Annotated in this window: 16 protein-coding genes; 9 read left to right on the top strand and 7 right to left on the bottom strand. The window is 68.8% G+C overall.

Translation table 11 applies throughout. The features are described 5' to 3' along the window. Positions 1-2: 2 nt before the first annotated feature. Complete coding sequence (locus ACN0TP_RS10745; RefSeq protein ID WP_417218831.1) at positions 3-3794, bottom strand: multifunctional oxoglutarate decarboxylase/oxoglutarate dehydrogenase thiamine pyrophosphate-binding subunit/dihydrolipoyllysine-residue succinyltransferase subunit; 3792 nt, start codon at positions 3792-3794, stop codon at positions 3-5. 506 nt (positions 3795-4300) lie between these two features. On the opposite strand from ACN0TP_RS10745, the gene ACN0TP_RS10740 reads away from it, so the two are divergent. The 4 genes from ACN0TP_RS10740 to ACN0TP_RS10725 all read left to right on the top strand — a co-directional run bounded on the left by ACN0TP_RS10740 (position 4301) and on the right by ACN0TP_RS10725 (position 8532). Beyond that, entirely contained in the window at positions 4301-5626 is a 1326-nt protein-coding gene (locus ACN0TP_RS10740) for a hemolysin family protein (protein WP_417218830.1), read from the top strand. Beyond that, positions 5623-6714, top strand: a complete 1092-nt coding sequence (locus ACN0TP_RS10735; RefSeq protein ID WP_417218829.1) for a hemolysin family protein — start codon at positions 5623-5625, stop codon at positions 6712-6714. The genes ACN0TP_RS10740 and ACN0TP_RS10735 overlap by 4 nt, the downstream gene beginning before the upstream one ends. 118 nt (positions 6715-6832) lie before the next feature. Beyond that, complete coding sequence (locus ACN0TP_RS10730; RefSeq protein ID WP_417218869.1) at positions 6833-7651, top strand: metal ABC transporter ATP-binding protein; 819 nt, start codon at positions 6833-6835, stop codon at positions 7649-7651. After that, positions 7648-8532 (top strand): metal ABC transporter permease, encoded by an 885-nt coding sequence (locus ACN0TP_RS10725; RefSeq protein ID WP_417218828.1) that lies wholly within the window; start codon positions 7648-7650, stop codon positions 8530-8532. Before ACN0TP_RS10730 ends, ACN0TP_RS10725 begins: the two co-directional genes overlap by 4 nt. A gap of 28 nt (positions 8533-8560) precedes the next feature. Here ACN0TP_RS10725 and ACN0TP_RS10720 read toward each other — a convergent pair whose 3' ends face one another. Together ACN0TP_RS10720 and ACN0TP_RS10715 are read right to left on the bottom strand one after the other, a co-directional pair. Beyond that, on the bottom strand, positions 8561-8869 hold the full coding sequence (locus ACN0TP_RS10720) for a hypothetical protein (protein ID WP_417218827.1): 309 nt from the start codon (positions 8867-8869) through the stop codon (positions 8561-8563). Between the two features lie 66 nt (positions 8870-8935). Then, positions 8936-9382, bottom strand: coding sequence for a Fur family transcriptional regulator (locus ACN0TP_RS10715; protein ID WP_417218826.1), 447 nt, complete (start codon positions 9380-9382; stop codon positions 8936-8938). A gap of 126 nt (positions 9383-9508) precedes the next feature. Here ACN0TP_RS10715 and ACN0TP_RS10710 point away from each other — a divergent pair, with 126 nt between their 5' ends. Continuing rightward, positions 9509-10171, top strand: coding sequence for an MBL fold metallo-hydrolase (locus ACN0TP_RS10710; protein ID WP_417218825.1), 663 nt, complete (start codon positions 9509-9511; stop codon positions 10169-10171). A gap of 39 nt (positions 10172-10210) precedes the next feature. Here ACN0TP_RS10710 and map read toward each other — a convergent pair whose 3' ends face one another. Then, positions 10211-10978 (bottom strand): type I methionyl aminopeptidase, encoded by a 768-nt coding sequence (map, locus tag ACN0TP_RS10705; RefSeq protein WP_417218824.1) that lies wholly within the window; start codon positions 10976-10978, stop codon positions 10211-10213. Between the two features lie 65 nt (positions 10979-11043). Here map and ACN0TP_RS10700 point away from each other — a divergent pair, with 65 nt between their 5' ends. After that, a complete protein-coding gene (locus ACN0TP_RS10700) occupies positions 11044-11343 on the top strand; it encodes a helix-turn-helix transcriptional regulator (protein ID WP_417218823.1) in 300 nt (99 codons plus the stop codon). Here ACN0TP_RS10700 and ACN0TP_RS10695 read toward each other — a convergent pair. Together ACN0TP_RS10695 and ACN0TP_RS10690 are read right to left on the bottom strand one after the other, a co-directional pair. Next, on the bottom strand, positions 11340-11714 hold the full coding sequence (locus ACN0TP_RS10695) for a VOC family protein (protein WP_417218822.1): 375 nt from the start codon (positions 11712-11714) through the stop codon (positions 11340-11342). The genes ACN0TP_RS10700 and ACN0TP_RS10695 overlap by 4 nt on opposite strands. A 55-nt stretch (positions 11715-11769) precedes the next feature. Continuing rightward, the gene (locus ACN0TP_RS10690; protein ID WP_417218867.1) at positions 11770-12891 is read right to left on the bottom strand and encodes a PLP-dependent cysteine synthase family protein; all 1122 of its coding nucleotides are present in this window, start codon (positions 12889-12891) and stop codon (positions 11770-11772) included. A 50-nt stretch (positions 12892-12941) separates the two neighbouring features. Between ACN0TP_RS10690 and ACN0TP_RS10685 the strand changes: the two genes are divergently transcribed. Both ACN0TP_RS10685 and ACN0TP_RS10680 read left to right on the top strand, forming a co-directional pair. Beyond that, positions 12942-13793 (top strand): sulfurtransferase, encoded by an 852-nt coding sequence (locus ACN0TP_RS10685; RefSeq protein ID WP_417218821.1) that lies wholly within the window; start codon positions 12942-12944, stop codon positions 13791-13793. 68 nt (positions 13794-13861) lie between these two features. Further along, positions 13862-14407 (top strand): HIT family protein, encoded by a 546-nt coding sequence (locus ACN0TP_RS10680; RefSeq protein ID WP_417218820.1) that lies wholly within the window; start codon positions 13862-13864, stop codon positions 14405-14407. Positions 14408-14443: 36 nt separating this feature from the next. On the opposite strand, the gene hrpA is transcribed toward ACN0TP_RS10680, so the two are convergent. Continuing rightward, positions 14444-18475, bottom strand: coding sequence for an ATP-dependent RNA helicase HrpA (gene hrpA / locus ACN0TP_RS10675; RefSeq protein ID WP_417218819.1), 4032 nt, complete (start codon positions 18473-18475; stop codon positions 14444-14446). A gap of 332 nt (positions 18476-18807) precedes the next feature. On the opposite strand from hrpA, the gene ACN0TP_RS10670 reads away from it, so the two are divergent. After that, positions 18808-19809, top strand: a complete 1002-nt coding sequence (locus ACN0TP_RS10670; RefSeq protein ID WP_417218818.1) for an ABC transporter substrate-binding protein — start codon at positions 18808-18810, stop codon at positions 19807-19809. Positions 19810-19832 lie beyond the last annotated feature (23 nt).

Genomic DNA, 19832 nt, shown 5'->3' with positions numbered 1-19832 from the left:
CGCTACTTGTCGAAGGCGTGCTTGAGCAGTTCCGCCAATTCGACCTCGTGGCGCTTGTGTGAACCGGTCGAGGTGGCCGCCGAGGCAGCGCGGGAGACCAGTTCCACCGGGCGGTCCAGCTCGGGGGCCAGGTTCAGGCCCATGAACGGCCACGGCCCCTGGTTGGCCGGCTCATCCTGGGTCCAGTACAGCTTGGCGTTGGGGTACTTCGCCAATTCGGCCTGGATCGCCTCGAGGGGCAGCGGGTAGAGCTGCTCGACGCGGATGATCGCGGTCTTCTCGTCGCCGGCCTTCTTGCGGGCCGACTCGAGGTCGTAGTACAGGCGGCCGGAAACCATGAGCACGCGCTCGACTCCCTGCCCGTCCAGCTTCAGCGTGTCGCCGATGACCTCCTGGAAGCCACCCTGGGTGAAGTCCTCGACCGAGCAGGCGGCCGCCTTCAGGCGCAGCAGCTGTTTCGGCGTGAAGATGATCAGCGGCTTGCGCGGCCGGGCGTAGGCCTGGCGACGCAACAGGTGGAAGTGGTTGGCACCGTTGGACGGGTTCGCCACCACCAGGTTCTGCTCCGCGCACATCTGCAGGAAGCGCTCGATGCGTGCCGAGGAGTGGTCCGGGCCCTGGCCCTCGTAGCCGTGGGGGAGCATGAGCACGAGCGAGGAGCGCTGTCCCCACTTCTGCTCGGCCGAGGAGATGAACTCGTCGATGATCGTCTGGGCGCCGTTGACGAAGTCGCCGAACTGGGCCTCCCACAGCACCAGGGCGTCGGGCCGCTCGATCGAGTAGCCGTACTCGAAGCCCATCGCAGCGTATTCGCTGAGCAGTGAATCGTAGATCCACAGCTTGGCCTGGTCATCGGAGAGGTGGCGCAGGGGCATCCACTCGTTGCCGTTCTGGCGGTCGTGGAACACCGAGTGGCGCTGCACGAACGTGCCGCGACGGGAGTCCTGCCCGGACAACCGGACCGGCACGCCCTCCATGGACAGCGAGCCGAAGGCGGCGATCTCCGCGAAGCCCCAGTCGATGCCGCCCTCGCGGGACATGGTCTCGCGGCGCTCGAGCAGTGCCTTGAGCTTCGGGTGGATCGTGAAGCCCTCCGGGATGTCCAGATGCGCGGCACCCACCCGGGCGAGCACCGCGGCGCTGACGGCGGTGTCGTGCGGACGGTGCGAACCGTCGTCGTCCACCTGCGAGGCCGGCAGCTCCAGGTCGTTGACCTTGGTCGCGTCCGAGGACACCACCGGGATCGGCGAGGTCTGGGCGGCGTGCGTTTCGGCGAAGACGCGCTCGAGCCGTCCCTGGTAGTCGCGCAGGGCCTGGTCGGCCTCGTCCTGGGTGATGTCGTTACGGCCGACCAGCGCCTCGGTGTAGAGCTTGCGGGTCGAACGCTTGGCCTCGATGAGGTTGTACATCATCGGCTGCGTCATCGAGGGGTCATCGCCCTCGTTGTGGCCGCGGCGACGGTAGCAGACCAGGTCGATGACGACGTCCTTGTGGAACTGCTGGCGGTACTTGAACGCCAGCTGGGCCACGCGGACCACTGCCTCCGGGTCGTCGCCGTTCACGTGGAAGACGGGTGCCTGGATGATCTTGGCCGCGTCGGTCGAGTACACGGAGGAACGCGACTCGGTCGGCGAGGTGGTGAAGCCGACCTGGTTGTTGACGACCACATGGATGGAGCCGCCGGTGCGGTAGCCGCGCAGCTGCGAGAGGTTGAGGGTCTCCGCGACCACTCCCTGCCCGGCGAACGCGGCATCGCCGTGGACGAGGATCGGCAGGACGGAGAAGCCATCGGATTCGGCGCCCAGGTCCAGGCGGTCCTGCTTGGCGCGCACGATGCCCTCGAGCACCGGATCCACCGCCTCGAGGTGCGAGGGGTTGGCGGCCAGGTACACGCGGGTCTCGTTGCCGTTGTCGGAGGTGAACTTGCCCTCCGTGCCCAGGTGGTACTTCACGTCACCGGAGCCCTGGACGCTGCGCGGATCCTGCGTGCCCTCGAATTCGCGGAAGACCTGGGCATAGGTCTTGCCGGCGATGTTGGTGAGCACGTTCAGGCGTCCACGGTGGGCCATGCCGATGGCCACTTCGTCCATGCCCTGGTCCGCGGCGTCGGAGATGATGCCGTCGAGCAGCGGAATCAGCGATTCGCCGCCCTCCAGGGAGAACCGCTTCTGGCCCACGAACTTGGTCTGCAGGAAGGTCTCGAACGCCTCGGCGGCATTGAGGCGGCCCAGGATGCGGAACTGCTCCTCGCGGCTGGGCTTCTGGTACTCGTGCTCCATCTCATCCTGGAACCACTGGCGTTCCTCGGGATTCTGGATGTGCATGTATTCGATGCCGGTGGTGCGGCAATAGGAATCGCGCAGCACGCCGAGGATCTTGCGCAGCGTCAGGCGCGAGGCCCCGCCGAAGCCGCCGGTGACCCACTCGCGTTCCAGATCCCACAGGGTGAGGCCGTAGGTGCGGATGTCCAGGTCCGGGTGGCGGCGCTGGACGTACTCGAGCGGGTTGATGTCCGCCATCAGGTGCCCGCGCACGCGGTACGCGTGGATGAGCTGCTGGATGCGGGCGATCTTGTTGACCTGCAGCTCGACGTCGACCTGGTTGTCCACGACCCAGCGCACCGGCTCGTACGGGATGCGCAGTGCCTCGAAGATCTCGTCGTAGAAGCCCTGGTCCCCGAGCAGCAGCGATTCGACCAGGCGCAGGAACTCACCCGATCCGGCACCCTGGATGACACGGTGGTCGTAGGTGGAGGTCAGCGTGATGACCTTGCCGATGCCCTGCATCGCCACGGTCTTCTCGCTGGCCCCGCGGAACTCGGCCGGGTACTCCAGTGCGCCGACGCCGACGATGGTGGCCTGGCCCTTGGACAGGCGGGGGACCGAGTGCACGGTGCCGATGCCGCCGGGGTTGGTCAGCGAGGTCGTGGTGCCGGCGTAGTCATCGGCGGTCAGCTTGTTGTTGCGGGCCCGCTTGATCAGGTCCTCGTAGGCGGTCCAGAATTCCGAGAAGTTCAGCGTCTCGGCCTTCTTGATGTTCGGCACGGCCAGCATGCGCGATCCATCGGGCTTGGGGATGTCGATGGCGATGCCGAAGTTCACGTGGGCCGGCTGCACGGCGGTCGGCTTGCCGTCGACCTCGCGGTAGGTGACGTTCTGCGAGGGGAAGAGCTTCAGCGCCCGCACCACGGCGAAGCCGATGAGGTGGGTGAAGGAGACCTTGCCGCCACGGGCGCGGGCCAGGTGGCTGTTGATGACGATCCGGTTGTCGATCAGCGCCTTGGCGGGCACGGCGCGCACGGTCGTCGCCGTCGGAACGGTGAGGGACTGCTCCATGTTGGTGGCGATGGCCTTGGCCGGTCCACGCAGGGGCTTGGCGACGTCTTCCTCGGTCTGGTTCTCCCCGCTGTTGGACTTCGGCAGCTCGGCGGGGATCGGGGAGGTCTTCGGCGCCGGGTCGGCGGGCTTGGCCTTCTCGGTCTCGGGGGTGTTCTTGGGCGTATCACCCGAGGTGGCGGAGGCGGGGGCCTTCTGCTGCGGGGCCTTCTGGGCGGGTGCCTCGTTGACGCGGGCCTCGGTGGCGGCGCGCGGACTGGGGCCGGTGCCGTTGGCCGACGCCGCCGGGGCCGCATCCGCTGCCGGCGGCCGTCCCGAGGAGTCGAACGAATCGAAGATGCTCCACCACTTCTTGTCCACTGAGTTCTTGTCCCGCAGGTACTGCTGGTACAGCTCCTCGACGAGCCACTCGTTCCCGCCGAACTCCTCGGTCAGCCGGTGGTGTGGTTGATCTGGCACGATGACGCCTCTTCTTCCCTGTGGTTGCCTCGTCGCTGGGTCCCGATCGTGTCCGGGGTGGTGCGACGACCTAGTCCTGAACCTTCGGCCAGTCTAGTGACCTTCAGCGCCGCGGTGCGAATCAGACGCGGCGCATTGCGCGCCGACCTTCCGGCCCCACCGGCCAACCCTGAGTCCGGGCGGCCGCGGGTGTGTCCAACGACACCCGGCAGTGTGGCCTGCTCCTCGCGGCGGCCCGGCCGGTTCTGTAGACTGGAACCCTTATGGACAGCCACTCAGTGTGCCGGCCCGTCGCGACTGCGCGCAGCGCCGGCTCAAACCGTCTCAGCATGCCCACCCCTTCCGCCACCACCCTGGAGCCTTCCAGTCCGGGCGCAGCCGATTCCGGCCCCGCCAGTGCGGAGCCTTCCAGACCGGGTCCCTGTGGCCCCCACCCACGCACCCAGCCAGGGCACCGTCGTCGTGCCCTGTGTGGTGCCCGGGGTACGACGGCGGTGAGCCGCTAGGTGGAATGGCTTTTCCTGGCGCTCGGCCTCCTGCTGATCGGGGGGACCGGGTTCTTCGTGGCCGTCGAGTTCTCCCTGGTCGCCCTGGACCAGAGCACCGTCCAGCGCTCCCTCGCCCGCGGTGAACGCGGCGCCGAACCGCTGCTGCGCTGCCTCAAATCACTCTCGACCCAGCTCTCCTCCTGCCAGCTGGGCATCACGCTGACCACGCTGCTGACCGGCTACGTGATGGAGCCGTCGGTGGGCCAGCTGCTCACCCCGCTGCTGGCCGCGGCCGGCCTCGGCGCCAGCGCGGCCCCCGTCTCCCTGGTCGTGGCGATGGCGTTCGCGACCATCCTCTCGATGCTCATCGGCGAACTGGTCCCCAAGAACCTGGCCATCGCCCGCGCGCTGCCCATCGGCCGGGCCATCGCCCGCCCGCAGCTGGTGTTCACCGCGGTGTTCAAGCCGGCGATCGTGGTGCTCAACGGCTTCTCCAACAAGGTCCTGCACACCATGGGGCTGGAGGCCAAGGAGGAGATCTCCGGTGCCCGCAGCCCCGCCGAGCTGAACTCGCTGGTGCGCCGCTCCGCAGAGATGGGCACGCTGGACCGCGATACCGCCCGGTTCCTCTCCCGCACGCTGCGCTTCTCCGAGCGCTCGGCTGCCGACGTGATGACACCGCGCATCCGCATGGAGACCGTGGAGTTGGACGAGCCGCTGGAATCGATCATCGAGACCGCACGGCGCACCGGCTACTCCCGCTTCCCGGTCATCGGCGACTCCGCCGATGACATCGAGGGTGTCTGCCACGTGAAGAAGGCGGTCGCCGTGCCGCGCCACAAGCGCGCCGGACTGGTCGCCGCGACGATCATGGAGGAGATCATCTCGGTGCCCGAAACGGTGCACCTGGACTCGTTGATCGCCGACCTGCGTGGCGCCAACCAGCAGGTCGCCATGGTGCTGGACGAATATGGCGGAACCGCGGGGATGGTCACCCTGGAGGACCTCGTCGAGGAAATCGTCGGCGAGGTCACCGATGAACACGACAGGACCCAACCCGGCGTCCTGGTCTCCGCCGCGGGCCGCTGGTACTTCCCGGGGCTGCTGCGCCCGGATGAGCTCGGCGACCAGGTGCCGGGGCTGAAGATCCCCGACGACGCGTCCTATGAGACGGTCGGCGGCTACGTCATGGCCAGTCTCGGGCGCATCCCCGCCGTCGGCGACGTGGTGGAGACCGGCAACGGGGAGCTGGTCGTGGAGGTCATGGACGGGCGCCGGGTGGACCGGCTGAGCTTCCAGGCCGCCGCGACGGATGGGCACGACGACGGGGAGGAGGGACGATGAGCGACTGGCTGGGAATCATGTGGCTGGTGCTGCTGCTGCTGGGCAACGCCTTCTTCGTCGCCTCCGAATTCGCCGTCATGACGGCCCGCCGCAGCCAGATCGAGCCGCTGCTGGACTCCGGGGTGAAGCGGGCGCGCACCGCCCTGCACGCCATGGAGAACGTCTCCCTGATGCTGGCGGTCTGCCAGCTGGGCATCACCGTCTGCTCGCTGCTGATCCTCAATGTCGCCGAACCGGCCATCCACCACCTCTTCGCAGGGCCGTTGGAATCGATCGGCGTCCCGGTGGCGGTGGCGGATACGACGGCGTTTGTCATCGCCCTGCTCATCGTCACCTTCCTGCATGTGACGTTCGGGGAAATGGTGCCCAAGAACATCTCCGTCTCGGTCGCCGACAAGGCGGTGCTGTTGCTGGCTCCACCGCTGATCGGGCTCTCCAAGGTCCTGCACCCGGTGGTGGCCTCGCTGAACTGGCTGGCCAACCACGCGCTGAAGCTCATGAAGGTGACGCCCCAGGACGAGGTGACCAGTTCGTTCACGCTCGAGGAGGTCCAGTCGATCGTCCAGGAGTCCACGCGCTCCGGGCAGCTCGAGGACGGCAGCGGCATCATCCACGGTGCCCTGGAGTTCTCCGACTACACGGCCGGGACCTCCATGGTCCCGCTGGAGGAGGTCGTCACCCTGCCGGCCGAGACCACACCGGCCCAGTTCGAGAAGGCCGTGGGCCGCACCGGGTTCTCCCGCTTCGTCATCACCGATGACCAGGACAACCTGGCCGGCTACCTGCACCTGAAGGACGTCATGTCCATCCCGCCCTCGCGCTACGACCAGCCGATCCCGGTCACCCGGCTGCGCAACCTGGCGAACCTGGGCACCGAGGTGGAGGTCGAGGACGCGTTGGGTGTCATGCAGCGCACCGGATCGCATCTGGCCCGCGTCAACGATTCCACCGGCAGCACGCGCGGCATCCTCTTCCTGGAGGACGTCCTGGAGCAGCTGGTGGGGGAGATCAACGATTCGAATGAACGCCGGGGCATCCGCCGGTTCAACCAGCGGGCCGATAATGAAAACGAGTCTCATTTGAGCTAAGCTGGTCTCCGCATCGGCCTCCCGTCCCGGGTGGCCCCGCACTCCCACCGGCAGAACCCACCCAGGAAGGCCCCCTGTGCCCGAAACCAGCCACCCCGGAACGACACCGGCGGTCAGCATGCGCGGAGCCGGACTGGACTTCGGGTCCCGCCGGCTGTTCGGCGGCCTGGACCTGGACGTGCAGCCGGGGGAGTTCCTGGCGGTCCTGGGCCCGAACGGGGCGGGGAAGACGACACTGCTGAAGGTCCTGCTGGGGCTGCAGCAGCTCAGCACCGGAAGCGTCGAGATCAGCGGTCGTCCGGTGACCCGGGGTTCGCGGCGCATCGGCAGCATTCCGCAACAGCGCGGATTCCCGGCCGACACAGCACTGCGCGCCCGCGACCTCGTCGCGCTCGGCGTCGACGGGCACCGCTGGGGACCCCGGCTGCTGCACCGCCACCAGCTCACCGCGCGCGTGGACGAGCTGCTCGAACGCGTCGGTGCCACCGCCTACGCCGACCGGCCCGTCGGCCTGCTCTCCGGCGGCGAACAGCAACGCCTGCGCGCGGCCCAGGCCCTCGCCGGGGAGCCGGAGCTGCTCTTGTGCGACGAACCGCTGCTCTCGCTGGATTTGCACCACCAGCAGGCGGTCTCCGCGCTGATCCACCGGCAGGCCGGCGACCACGGCAGCGCCGTCGTCTTCGTCACCCATGAGATCAACCCGATCCTGCAGTACGTGGACCGCGTCCTGTACCTGGCCGGGGGCCGGTTCCACGTCGGCACCCCCGAACAGGTCATGCGCTCCGACGTGCTCTCCGAGCTCTACTCCTCTCCCATCGAGGTCTTCCGCAGCAACGGGCGCATCGTCGTCGTCGGCATGCCCGAGACCCTCGCCCACCACCACCCCGCCGCACCGGATGCGGAGCCGGTGGCCACCGTGGAAGGCGGCCTGCTGTGAACCTCGCCGACGCCTGGCAGACGATCTTCAGCTTCGAGAACTACGGCGAACTGCTGCCCCTGGTGGCCAATTCGATCATCGCCGGGGCCATCCTGGGCCTGGTCGGGGGACTGGTCGGCATCTTCGTGATGATGCGCGACATGGCCTTCGCCGTCCACGGGATCGCCGAACTGAGTTTCGCCGGGGCCGCGTTCGCCCTGCTCATCGGCGCCAATGTGGTGGCCGGGTCGCTGGTGGGCAGCATCGCCGCCTCCCTGGTGTTGGGGCTCATGGGCGCCAACGCGCGCGACCGCAACTCCATCATCGGGATCCTCATGCCCTTCGGCCTGGGCCTGGGCATCCTGTTCCTCTCCCTCTACGAAGGGCGCAGCGCCAACAAGTTCGGCCTGCTCACCGGCCAGATCGTTGCAGTGGACTCGGTGCAGCTCGGCGTGCTGGCCGTCTGCTCGCTGGTGGTGATCGTGGGGTTGCTGGCCATCTGGCGGCCGCTCATGTTCGTCAGCGTCGATCCCGCCGTCGCCTCCGCCCGCGGCATCCCCGCCGGCCGGCTGTCGGTGGCGTTCATGCTGCTGCTGGGCCTGGCGGTGGCGTTGTCCATCCAGGTCGTCGGCGCGCTGCTGGTGCTCTCCCTGCTGATCACCCCGGCGGCCGCGGCCATCCGCGTCACCGCCCGGCCCGGACTGACCGTGGTGCTGAGCATCGTGTTCGCGATGACCAGCGTGGTCGGCGGCATCATGCTGGCGCTGGCCGGCCGGCTGCCGATCAGCCCGTATGTGACCACGATTTCCTTCGCCATCTACGTGGTGTGCCGCATCATCTCGTGGCGGCGTTCCCGCATCCGCCGCAGTGCCGAGGAAGCCGCTGTGCCGGCGGCTGCCTGAACGACGGCGGTGCCCGGCTCTGCGCCGGTCAGCCGGGTTCGGACTGGAGCTGCCAGGCCCGGGCCACGGCGTTCTCGATGGCTGCGGGATCCCCGTGCTCCAGGTCGGCGAGGACCATCATGTGCTTTTCGAAGCGCCGCGGCACCGAAAACGTCCCGGGGTCATCGCGCAGCATGGCGGATCGATGGCCGAAAGAGGTGCGGATCACCACCTCGTGATCGCCCAGCTGGCGGGCGATCAGCCGCCCGTGCAGGCTCCAGCGTCCCGGACCATCACCTGTCGATCCCCGGACACCGGGGAAGGAAACGGCCAGGGCTCCGAAGGCTGTGAGATCCACGGCACCAGTCTGGCACCGGCCCCGCGGGAGGGGAAGGGGAGGGCAAGGGACGGGAACTGGCCGTTCCTACGCGGATTCCGCTGCTGCTGCGGCGCGCTGCCGGGTGCAGTCGGGGCAGTAGCCGTAGATCTCCACGGTATGGGAGGAATCGGTGAACCCGTTCTCGGCGGCAACCCGGACGGCCCAGGTCTCCACGGCGGGGGCCTGGACTTCCACTCCCTTGCCGCAGGACCTGCAGACCAGGTGGTGGTGGTGGACCTCGGCCTCGCAGCGGCGGTAGGCCGCCTCGCCGTCGCCGGAGCGCACGACATCCAGCAGGCCGTCCTCGGTCATGGACTGCACGATCCGGTAGACGGTGGCGAGGGACACCTTTTCGCCCGTGTCCTGCAGCAGGCGGTGCAGTTCCTGGGCCGAGACGAAGTCATCCAACCGGCCCATCGCCGCCTCGACGGCCAGGCGCTGTTTGGTGACGCGTTGTTCCCGCCCGCGTTTGGGTTCGACGGTCTCCGACATGGTGGTGCTGCGCTCCTGGTTCTTCGATCCCGGACCCTCGGCGCGGACAATGCCCGGCCGGTCGGGCCAGGGATGGCTGGCCGATCCAGCTTATCAGCGCTCGCTGGTGGAACTAGGGTGGGTGACATGAAGCTGACTAAACATGGACACGCCTGCATCCGCCTCGAAAAGGGTTCCCGGGTGATGGTCATCGACCCCGGGACGTTCACCGACGTCCCGACGGCGATGGCGGGCGCCGAAGCGGTGCTCATCACCCATGAACACGCCGACCACATCGACCCGGCCGCCGTCCTGCCGATCGTGGAGCGCACCGCAGGGGTGCATGTCTACGCGCCGCAGGCCGTGGTGGACCAGCTGCTCGGCCATGAGGCCATCGGGGCGGCCGGCGAACGGATCCACGTCCTGGCCCCGGACGACGAGCAGCACATCGCCGGATTCGATGTCCGCGTCGTGGGCGGACAGCATGCGCTGATCCACCCGCAGATCCCGATGGTCGCCAACCTCGGCTACATCATCGACTCCAGCGTCTACCATCCGGGTGACTCGCTGATCGTCCCGCACGGAGTCGCCGTCGATACCCTGCTGGTGCCCCTGCATGCGCCATGGTCGAAGCTGCAGGAGACTGTCGACTTCGTCGTCGCCGTGCGCGCGAAGCATGCCTACCCCGTCCATGACGGGCTGCTCAACGAGACGGGCCTGGGCATGATGAGCGGGCATGTCACGCGTTTCGGCGCGTGGTACGGCACCGAATTCGAGTACCTGGCGGTCGGCGACAGCCGGGAGGTCTGAGACGGGCGGCCGGGTCGCGGGGGATCCTGCGGGTGCCGGCTACGGGAGCGTGAGGATCTCGGCGCCGTCGTCCGTGATGGCGATGGTGTGTTCGGTGTGTGCGGTGCGGCAGCCGGTGGCGCTGCGCAGCGTCCACCCGTCCGGGTCGGTGACGAGTTCGGCGGTATCGACCATCACCCACGGTTCCAGCGCCAACAACAGTCCGGGGCGGAGCGTGTAGCCGCGCCCGGGGCGTCCGGTGTTGGCCACGTGGGGATCCTGGTGCATGGTCGAGCCGATGCCGTGGCCCCCGAACTCGATGTTGATCGGGTATCCGGCCTGGCCGAGCACTGTGCCGATGGCATGGGAGATGTCCCCGAGGCGCACCCCGGGGCCCGCCACGGCGATCCCTGCGGCCAGGGCACGCTCCGTGGTCTCGATCAGTGCCAGATCGGCTGGTGCCTGCCGTCCGCCGACGACGAAGCTGATGGCCGCGTCGGAGGCCACCCCGTTCAGGATGACTGCAAGGTCCAGGGTGAGCAGGTCCCCGTCGGCGAGGCGGTAGTCGTGGGGCAGGCCGTGCAGGACCGCGTCGTTGACCGACGTGCAGATGTAGTGGCCGAAGGGCCCGCGGCCGAAGGACGGGGCGTAGTCCACATAGCAGGAGGTTGCCCCCGCTTCCTCGATCATCTCCCGCGTCCACCGGTCGATGTCCAGCAGGTTGGTGCCCACCTTCACGCGGCGCTTCATGGCCTGCAGGATGGTGCCCACCAGTGCTCCGGTGTCTTTCGCCCGGGCCAGGCCGGCGTCGTTCAGGATCTCGATCATGCGTTGCCTTTCCAGAAAACCAATAACTATCCCGGTCATGTTATACCGGTATTAGAATGGGTGCCATGGTCAGATTGCCACTCACCCCCGAAGAGGTCCAGCGCGGCGAGCGACTGGGAGCCGCGCTGCGGTGCGCCCGGGGAGAGCGCCCGATGCTCGATACCGCGCTCGCCGCCGGTGTCTCCCCCGAGACGCTGCGGAAGATCGAGACGGGACGGGTGGCGACCCCTTCCTTCCCGACCATCGCTGCCATTGCCGACGTCCTGGGTCTTTCCCTGGATCGCTTGTGGGCCGGGGTCCTGGAGTCCACGGAGTCGGAACCACCCGGGAGCGATCGCGCCCGCGCCGAACGGATGGCCTCCTAGGACCGCGAGTCATCGGCCGGTCCCGAACCGGGCCGGGCAGGCGCCGCGCCGGTGTCCACGACACAGAAGCGGGTTCCGCAGGGATCGGCCAACACCACGAAATCGGCACCGTCGGGGTACTCCCAGTCCACGCGCGTGGCCCCCAGCCGGATCAGCCGCTCGACCTCGGAGGCCTGCTCCGCCGCGCTGTCGACCCAGAGGTCCAGATGCGTGTGGTCGCTGCCATCCAGATGCAGCCGGGTGGCTGCGCCGTCCGCGGGTATCAGGAAATCGGGGTGGGAACCCGCGCGGAAGCCCAGTGCCCGGCTCCAGAAGGCGGAGGCCCGGTCGGTGTCGGAGACGTGGAGGACGATGGCCCCGATGCGGATCATGGGCCCAAGCTACCGGCCGGCAGGTGGCCGCGGCAAGCGTTGTCCTGGGGTGCGCTCAGGCGCCCGGGGGAGTGGGCTCGACCCAGTCGCCGCCGGCGAGGAAATCCTCGATGACTCCCTCGTAGGGTGTGGTGTCGATGCCCGCCTGGGCCAGCCAGCCGGCGTCGTAATGGGACCCGGCGTAGCGCTCGGCGCCGTCGCAGATCAGCGAGACGATGCTGCCTCTCTGCCCTGACTCGCGCATGGAGGCGACCAGCCGCCAGATCTGCCACATGTTGGTGCCGGTGGAGGGTCCGGCCCGCAGGCCCGCCCAGTCCGCCAGGTGGCGCATCGCCGCGACGGAGGCGCCGTCGGGCACCGTCTGGACCAGGTCGATGACCGAGGGGACGAAGCTCGGTTCGGGCAGCGCGCGGCCGATGCCCTCGATGCGGCTGGGGCAACCGGTCACGGCGCCCGGGTCGCCGCCGTCCCTCCAGGCCTGCCAGGCCGGCAGGAAGGCCGAGCCCTCGGGGTCCCCGACGGCGAGCCGGGTGCCGTGGCGGTGGTAGCGGATGTAGCGGCCCAGCGTGGCGCTGGTGCCCCCGGTGCCGGCTCCGGCGACGATCCAGGTGGGGACCGGGTGCGGCTCCAGGGCGAGCTGGCCGAAGATCGACTCGGCGATGTTGTTGTTCCCGCGCCAGTCGGTGGCTCGTTCGGCATAGGTGAACTGGTCCATGTAGTGCCCGTGCGTCTCGGCGGCCAGCCGGCGGGCCTCGGCATCGACCGCCGAGGGGTCCTCGATGAGGTGGCAGGTGCCGCCGAGTTCGCGGATCAGGGCGATCTTCTGCTCCGAGGTGGTTGCGGCGACCGCCGCCACGAAGGGCAGGCCGAGCAGCCGGGCGAAGTAGGCCTCGGACACTGCTGTGCTGCCGCTGGAGGATTCCACGATGGTGGTGCCCTCGGTGATCCAGCCGTTGACCAGCCCGTACAGGAACATCGACTTGGCCAGCCGGTGCTTCAGCGACCCGGAGCGGTGGGTGGATTCATCCTTCAGGTACAGCTCCACGCCCCAGTCGGCCGGCAGCTGGATCTGGTGCAGGTGGGTGTCCGCGGAGCGGGCAGTGTCGGCCTCCAGGGCCAGGACCGCCTGGTTGACCCAGTCCCGTCCGGGAGGCGGCGGTAATGTTGGCAGCGTCATCGATTCCACCCGCCCAGCCTACTCGGGCGCAGCAGCGACAGGGGTGCACCATGGACGTGCTGATCACCGCAGGACAACTGGCCGACAGGTTGGCCTCCGGCCGGCGCACCGTGGTGCTGGACGTCCGCTGGAAGCTGGGTTCGGACACCGGGCACGGGGACTACCTGGCCGGACACGTTCCCTGCGCCGTGTATGTGGACCTGGAGACCGAATTGGCGGCGCCGCCGAGTGCCGGACAGGGGCGGCACCCGCTGCCGGATCCCGCGGTCTTCGCCGCCGCCGTCCTGCGCTGGGGCATCCACCCCGGCGATACCGTGGTGGCCTACGACGCGGTGGGCGGCCTGTCCGCCGCCCGGGCCTGGTGGCTGTTGCGCGATGCCGGCCTGGACACCGTGCTGCTGCTCGACGGCGGATGGGCCGCCTGGCAGGAGGCCGGCGGGGGGATCGAAACCGGCGAGGTGCGAGCCGACCCGGGGACCTGGGTGCCGGTGCCGGGCTCGCTGCCGGTCATCGACGCCGATCAGGCGGCGGCCTTCGCCGAGCAGGGGATCCTGCTCGATGCCCGGGCGGGGGAGCGCTATCGGGGCGAGGTCGAACCGGTCGATCCGCGCCCCGGCCACATTCCCGGGGCCCTGGGCGCATCGACGGCAGAGAACCTCGACGCCGCGGGCCGCTTCCTGCCGGCCGAGAGCCTGCGTGCGCGGTTCGCCGGCATCGACCCGGCCCTGGCATCGGGCGCCGATGGTCGGCCGGTGGCCGTGTACTGCGGTTCGGGTGTGAGTGCTGCGCACCAGATCGCCGCCCTGGAGATGGCCGGCGTGCGGGCGGCGCTGTATCCGGGGTCGTATTCGCAGTTCTCCTCCGACCCGGACCGCGAGGTCACCACCGGGCCCGACGCGTAGGAGGGCAGCCCGGGGGGAGGATCCACCGCGGCTGGCACCACCGGCTCGAACGCGGGTATGTTCGGGACATGACGCCCCGCATTCCGCCACCGCCCCGTGACCGGCTGCTCGCGCACCGTCCCGGAACCGCCGGTCCGGCGGAAGCCGGGCAGAACCCACCCGACGACGAACGAGGAGAAGGCACCGTGAGCACGCTGTTCACCAAGATCATCAACGGGGAGATCCCCGGACGCTTCATCTGGAAGGACCCCGACGTCGTCGCGTTCCTGTCCATCGGCCCGATCACCGATGGCCACACCCTGGTGGTTCCGCGCCAGGAAATCGACCACTGGACCGACGCCGAGCCGGAGCTGATGAACAAGCTCACCGAGGTCGCCCGGGTCATCGGACGCGCCCAGAAGCGGGCGTTCGGCTCCGAGCGGGCCGGGCTGATGGTGGCGGGATTCGAGGTACCCCACCTGCACGTGCACGTCTGGCCCACGAACTCGCTGGCCGATTTCGACCTGACCCGCGCCGATCCGGATCCGAAGGCCTCCCGACTGGACGAAAACGCCGAAAAGCTGCGTACCGCACTGCGCGAGGACGGGCACGCGGACACCGTTCCCGGGCAGTAGGATCCCGCTCCTGCCTGACGGCGGGCCGGCCGCTCGTCAGGCAGCCGTCGCCTCGCGCAGCGCGGTGCGGATCCGCTTCTCCGACACCGAGTAGGCGGTTCCGAGCTCCTGGGCGAACAGGCTCACGCGCAGCTCCTCGATCATCCACTTGATCCGGGCCAGCGGGGCCGGGGTGCGCACTCCGGCGGGAAGGGCGGCCAGGGCCGCGTCGTACTCGTCCTCCAACGCCTGCACCGCCAGCATCGACTGGTGGTCGCGGGCCACGTTCCCTGCCTCCAGCTTGTCCAGCCGCTTCGCGACGCCGTCCAGGTAGCGCGGCAGCTGCGCCAGATGCGCGTAGCCGGTCGCCGCGACGAACCCGGGGTAGACCAGGTTCTCCAGCTGGCTGCGGATGTCGGACAGGGCGTTGACCAGTGCCAGCGACGAGGCCTTCGAGACCCGCTTGCCCACGATCCGGGCCGTGGAGAGCACCCGTTCGACGATCGCCGTCACCGCGAACACCGTGTCGATCAGTTCCGCACGCACCTGCTCGAACAACGCGTCGTACCCCGCCCGGTCGAACGGCAGCTCGGCCGGCACCAGGCGGTCCAGGGCGGCGCGCGTGCAGTCGGCGATCAGCTTCTCCACCGACCCGTGTGGGTTCTGCGTGAAGACCAGCTTTTCCTTGTTGTTCAGGTGGTCCAGCACGTACCGTGCCGGCGACGGGACCTGGAGCAGCAGCAGCCGGATGATCCCGGCCCGGTGCGCGGTGAGCTGCTCGTCCTCGTTGCGGAAGACAGTCAGCGACACGGTCCCGCCCGCGTCGAGCAGCCCGGGATAGGCGGTGACCTGGACCCCTGCGACAGTGGTGCTGACCCGGCGCTCGATCCGATCGCCGTCACCGAGCCCGTCGGGCCAGGCGGTCAGCCCGGTCTGCTCCCGGCTGGAGGAGGACGACGCCGGTGCCCGCCCTGGGCCGGGCGCCGCACCCGGTGCGGGGGAGCCCGGGCGCTGCCCCGGCCCCTTCTTCGTCCCGGACCCCGCCCCCGACGGTGAGGCGGCGCCGTGGCGTTGTTCGGCCTCTCGGGCCGCTGCGAGCAGGGCGGGCCCCGCGCTGCCCAGTGATGCTGCCAGTGCCGCACGGTTCTGCGCCGCGAGCGTGCGCTGCAGCGTGGCCAGGTCCTTGGCCTCGTCCAGGATGCGGGCGCGGGCATCGACCACCTGGAAGGAGGCGAGCAGATGCGGGGGGATCGCCTCCCAGTTCCAGGACCCCGGCGGGATGACGACACCGCGCATCCGGCGCAGCACCAGCTCCAGCGACGGCTCCAGGGCATCGGAGGCCGGATCGAAATCCTCGGCCAGGGCGGCAACCGCCTGCCGGGCGACGTCGGGTGCCGGGACGAAGTTCTTCCGGATCGCCTTGGGCAGCGATTTGATCAGCGCCGTCACCAGTTCGGTGCGCAGCCCCGGAATCAGCCACTTGAAGCGTTCGGGGTCCAGCTGGTTCAGGAACAACACCGGGACCCGCACCGTCACGCCGTCGTTCTCCCCGGCGCGGGCCGCCGGGTTGAACTCGTAGGCCAGCTCCAGTTCCAGGTCGCCGTGGCGCAGCGTGCGCGGGAAGTCGTCCTGGTTCAGTTCCTCGGCGTTGGCGTTGAACAGTTCATCCGGGTCGAAGTCCAACAGGGTGGGGTCATCGGCCCTGGCCTTCTTCCACCACCTGTCGAAGTGGCGTTCGGAGACCACTCCGGCTCCGACGCGCTGGTCGTAGAAATCGAAGAGGTCCTCGTCCGTGGCACCCAGGTCACGGCGTCGCATGCGGGTCTCGAGTTCGTCGATGTCGGCCAGCAGCCGCCGGTTGCGCTGGAAGAACTTGTGGTGGGTCTTCCAGTCACCCTCCACCAGTGCATGGCGGATGAACAGTTCGCGGGCCAGCTCGGGGTCCACCCGCCCGTATTGGATGCGCCGTTGCGGGATGACCGTCACCCCGTAGAGGGTGGCCTTCTCGTACCCCATGACCGAGCCCATCTTGCGGGACCAATGTGGTTCGGAGTAGGAGTACTTCATCAGGTGCTTGCCGACCTCCTCGACCCACAACGGGTCGAAGCGGGCGTTCACGCGCGCCCAGAGGCGGCTGGTCTCCACCAGCTCGGCGGCCATCACCCATTCCGGGTTCTTCTTGAACAGGGAGGACCCGGGGAAGATCGCGAACCGGGTGCCGCGGGCCCCGGCATAGTCTCGTTTGCGCTCGTCATAGGTGCCGATGTGGCTGAGCAGCCCGGCGAGCAGGCTGGTGTGGATCTCGCGCTCCAGCCCCGCCGGGTCCACCGGCCCGGAGGAGAGCGTGATGCCCAGCGGCTTGGAGAGCTGGCGCAGCTGGGCGAAGAGGTCCTGCCATTCGCGGACCCGCAGGTAGTTGATGAACTCCTTCTTGCACAGCCGGCGGAACGCCGAGGAGGAGAGCTCCTTCTGCTGTTCCTGCAGATACCTGTACAGGTTCAGGAACCCGGAGAAGTCGGATTTCTCGTCGTCGAACCTGCGGTGCAGCTCGGTGGCCCTGGCCCGTTGGCCGGTCTCCTCCGAGGGGCGTTCGCGCGGGTCGCGGATGGTCAGGGCAGCGGCCAGGACCATGACCTCCTTGGCGCAGCCGCGCTCCCCGGCCTCCACGATCATCCGCCCCAGGCGCACGTCCACGGGCAGCTGGCTGAGCTTCCGGCCCACCGGCGTGATCCGGGCCGAGGCCCCCTCGCCCACGGCACCGAGCTCGCGCAGCAGCGCCACGCCGTCGTTGACCGCCTTGGCATCCGGCGGCTGGACGAAGTCGAAGCCTGCGACGTCGCGCGGGGATTCCACCACGCCCATCGAGGACATCTGCAGGATCACCGCCGCCAGGTTGGTGCGCAGGATCTCCGGGTCGGTGAACTCGGGCCGGGAGGCGAAGTCCTCCTCGGAGTAGAGGCGGATGGCAATGCCGTCGGAGACGCGCCCACACCGGCCCGAGCGCTGGTTGGCGCTGGCCTGGGAGACCCGCTCGATCGGCAGGCGCTGGACCTTGGTGCGGTGCGAATACCGGGAGATGCGTGCCGTGCCGGTATCGATCACGTACTTGATGCCCGGGACGGTCAGCGACGTCTCGGCGACGTTGGTGGCCAGCACCAGGCGCCGGTTGGACCCCGGGTGGAAGACCTTGTGCTGTTCCTCCAGGGACAGCCGGGCGAACAGCGGCAGCACCTCGCTCCCGGCCAGCCGCCGGTTGGTGCGCACCCGTGCCCGCAGCGCCTCGGCGGCATCGCGGATCTCGCGCTCGCCGGAGAAGAAGATCAGGATGTCCCCGGGCGCCTCGGCGGCCAGCTCGTCGACGGCGTCGCAGACAGCATCGAGCGGGTCCCGGTCCTCGTCCTCGGCATACTCGGCGTCGTCGTCCTCCCGGCCCTCGGCGGGGTTCAGCGGACGGTAGCGGATCTCCACGGGGAAGGTGCGCCCTGACACCTCGATGATCGGGGCGGGCACGACGGCAGTGTCCCCGCCTTCCGTGCTCCCGGCGCCTTCGGGGGCGGGGGTGCCGAAGTGCTCGGCGAAACGTTCCGGGTCGATGGTCGCCGAGGTGATGATGACCTTCAGCTCCGGGCGCTGGGGCAGGATGCGCTTGAGGTAGCCGAGCAGGAAGTCGATGTTCAGGCTGCGCTCGTGGGCCTCGTCGATGATGAGCGCGTTGTATTTGCGCAGCATCCTATCGCGCTGGATCTCGGCGAGCAGGATGCCGTCGGTCATGACCTTGACCTGGGTGGCGGCCGAGACGTGTCCGGTGAAACGGACCTGGTAGCCGATCTCCTCGCCGAGCACGCAGCCGGTTTCCTCGGCGATGCGCTCGGCCACGGTGCGGGCCGCCAGCCGGCGTGGTTGGGTGTGGCCGATCATCCCGTCCTCACCCAGGCCCAGCTCCAGGAGCATCTTGGGCAGCTGGGTGGTCTTGCCGGATCCGGTTTCGCCGGCAATCACCACCACCTGGTGCTCGCGGATGGCCTCCATGATGTCATCGCGGCGGGCGCTGACCGGGAGGGATTCGGGATAGGAGATCTTTACAGCCATGGTTGAAACAGTCTACGGGGGCGCCCCTCGGCGTCCGCGCACCGTCGGCGCCCGACGGCATCGCCAGCGTCGACGGGCCGCATACAAAATGTTGACAAAATGTGGCGTGGGCCACGTTTTGTCTCCAAGGCTCCCCTGAGGGGGCTGAACGCGTCCACCGGGCCCGGGGCGAATGGACAATGTGAGTTGGTTCACAGGTATCATCAAGAGGTCTTTGGGGACGAGGTCGTCAAAAGATTGTCGAATCACTCGTTGTGGACGACGGATCCCGGTTGGCATCGATGACGATGCCGGCCGCCGGTGGATCCGCGGCCCATGAAAGGAAAACACACATGAACATCTCTCGCGCCGGCAAATTGACCACGCTTCTCGCGGCCACCGCCCTGCTCGCCACCGCCTGCGGATCCGGGGGCTCCGGGGACGCCAGTTCCCCTGATGCGTCCAAGCCGGTCAAGATCGGCATCTCGCAGTATGTCACCCACCCGTCGCTGGATGCCGTGGTCAAGGGCTTCAAGGAAGGCATGGCAGACGCGGGCTATTCCGGTGACAAGGTTAAGTACGACCTGCAGAACCCGCAGGCCGACGCCTCGACCAACACCGCGATCATGGGCCAGTTCGCCAACGACAACCTGGACCTGGTGCTGGCCGTGGCCACGCCGACGGCCCAGGCCGCCGCCCAGGCGATCACCGACATCCCGGTGCTGTTCTCCGCGGTGACCGACCCGGTGGCCGCCAAGCTGGTGGCCAGCAACGAGGCACCCGGCGGCAACGTCACGGGCACCTCGGACAAGAACCCGGTGAAGGAACAGCTCGAGCTGCTCAAGAAGATCGACCCGGAGGCCAAGACCGTCGGCATCGTCTACTCCTCGGGCGAGGTCAACTCCGCCTCCCAGGTCGAGTGGGCCAAGGAAGCCGCCGGCGAGCTCGGACTGGAGATCAAGGAGGCGACGATTTCCGCGTCGTCCGAGGTCCAGCAGGCAGCCAGCTCGCTGGACGTGGACGCGTTCTACGTCCCGACCGACAACGCCGTGGTCTCGGCACTGGAGGGCCTGCTGCAGACCGCCCAGTCCAAGAAGATCCCGGTGATTGCGGCCGACGGTGATTCGGTCAAGCGTGGGGCCACCGCCACCTACGGCATCAACTACGAGAAGCTCGGCAAGCAGACCGCCGACATGGCAGTGAAGATCCTCAAGGACGGCGACAAGCCGGCCGACATGCCCGTGGAGACACTGACCGACGTGGACCTGTACGTGAACACCGCGGCAGCCAAGAAGGTCGGCGTGGAGATCCCGCAGGACCTCATCGACCAGGCGGCCGAGGTCTACAAGAAGTAGCCCCCCGGGGTTTCGTCTTCGCG

It is taken from the genome of Arthrobacter sp. (genome assembly GCF_048266065.1).
Classification (GTDB): Bacteria; Actinomycetota; Actinomycetes; order Actinomycetales; family Micrococcaceae; genus Arthrobacter_H.
This window is presented reverse-complemented; position numbering and strand designations above follow the sequence as displayed.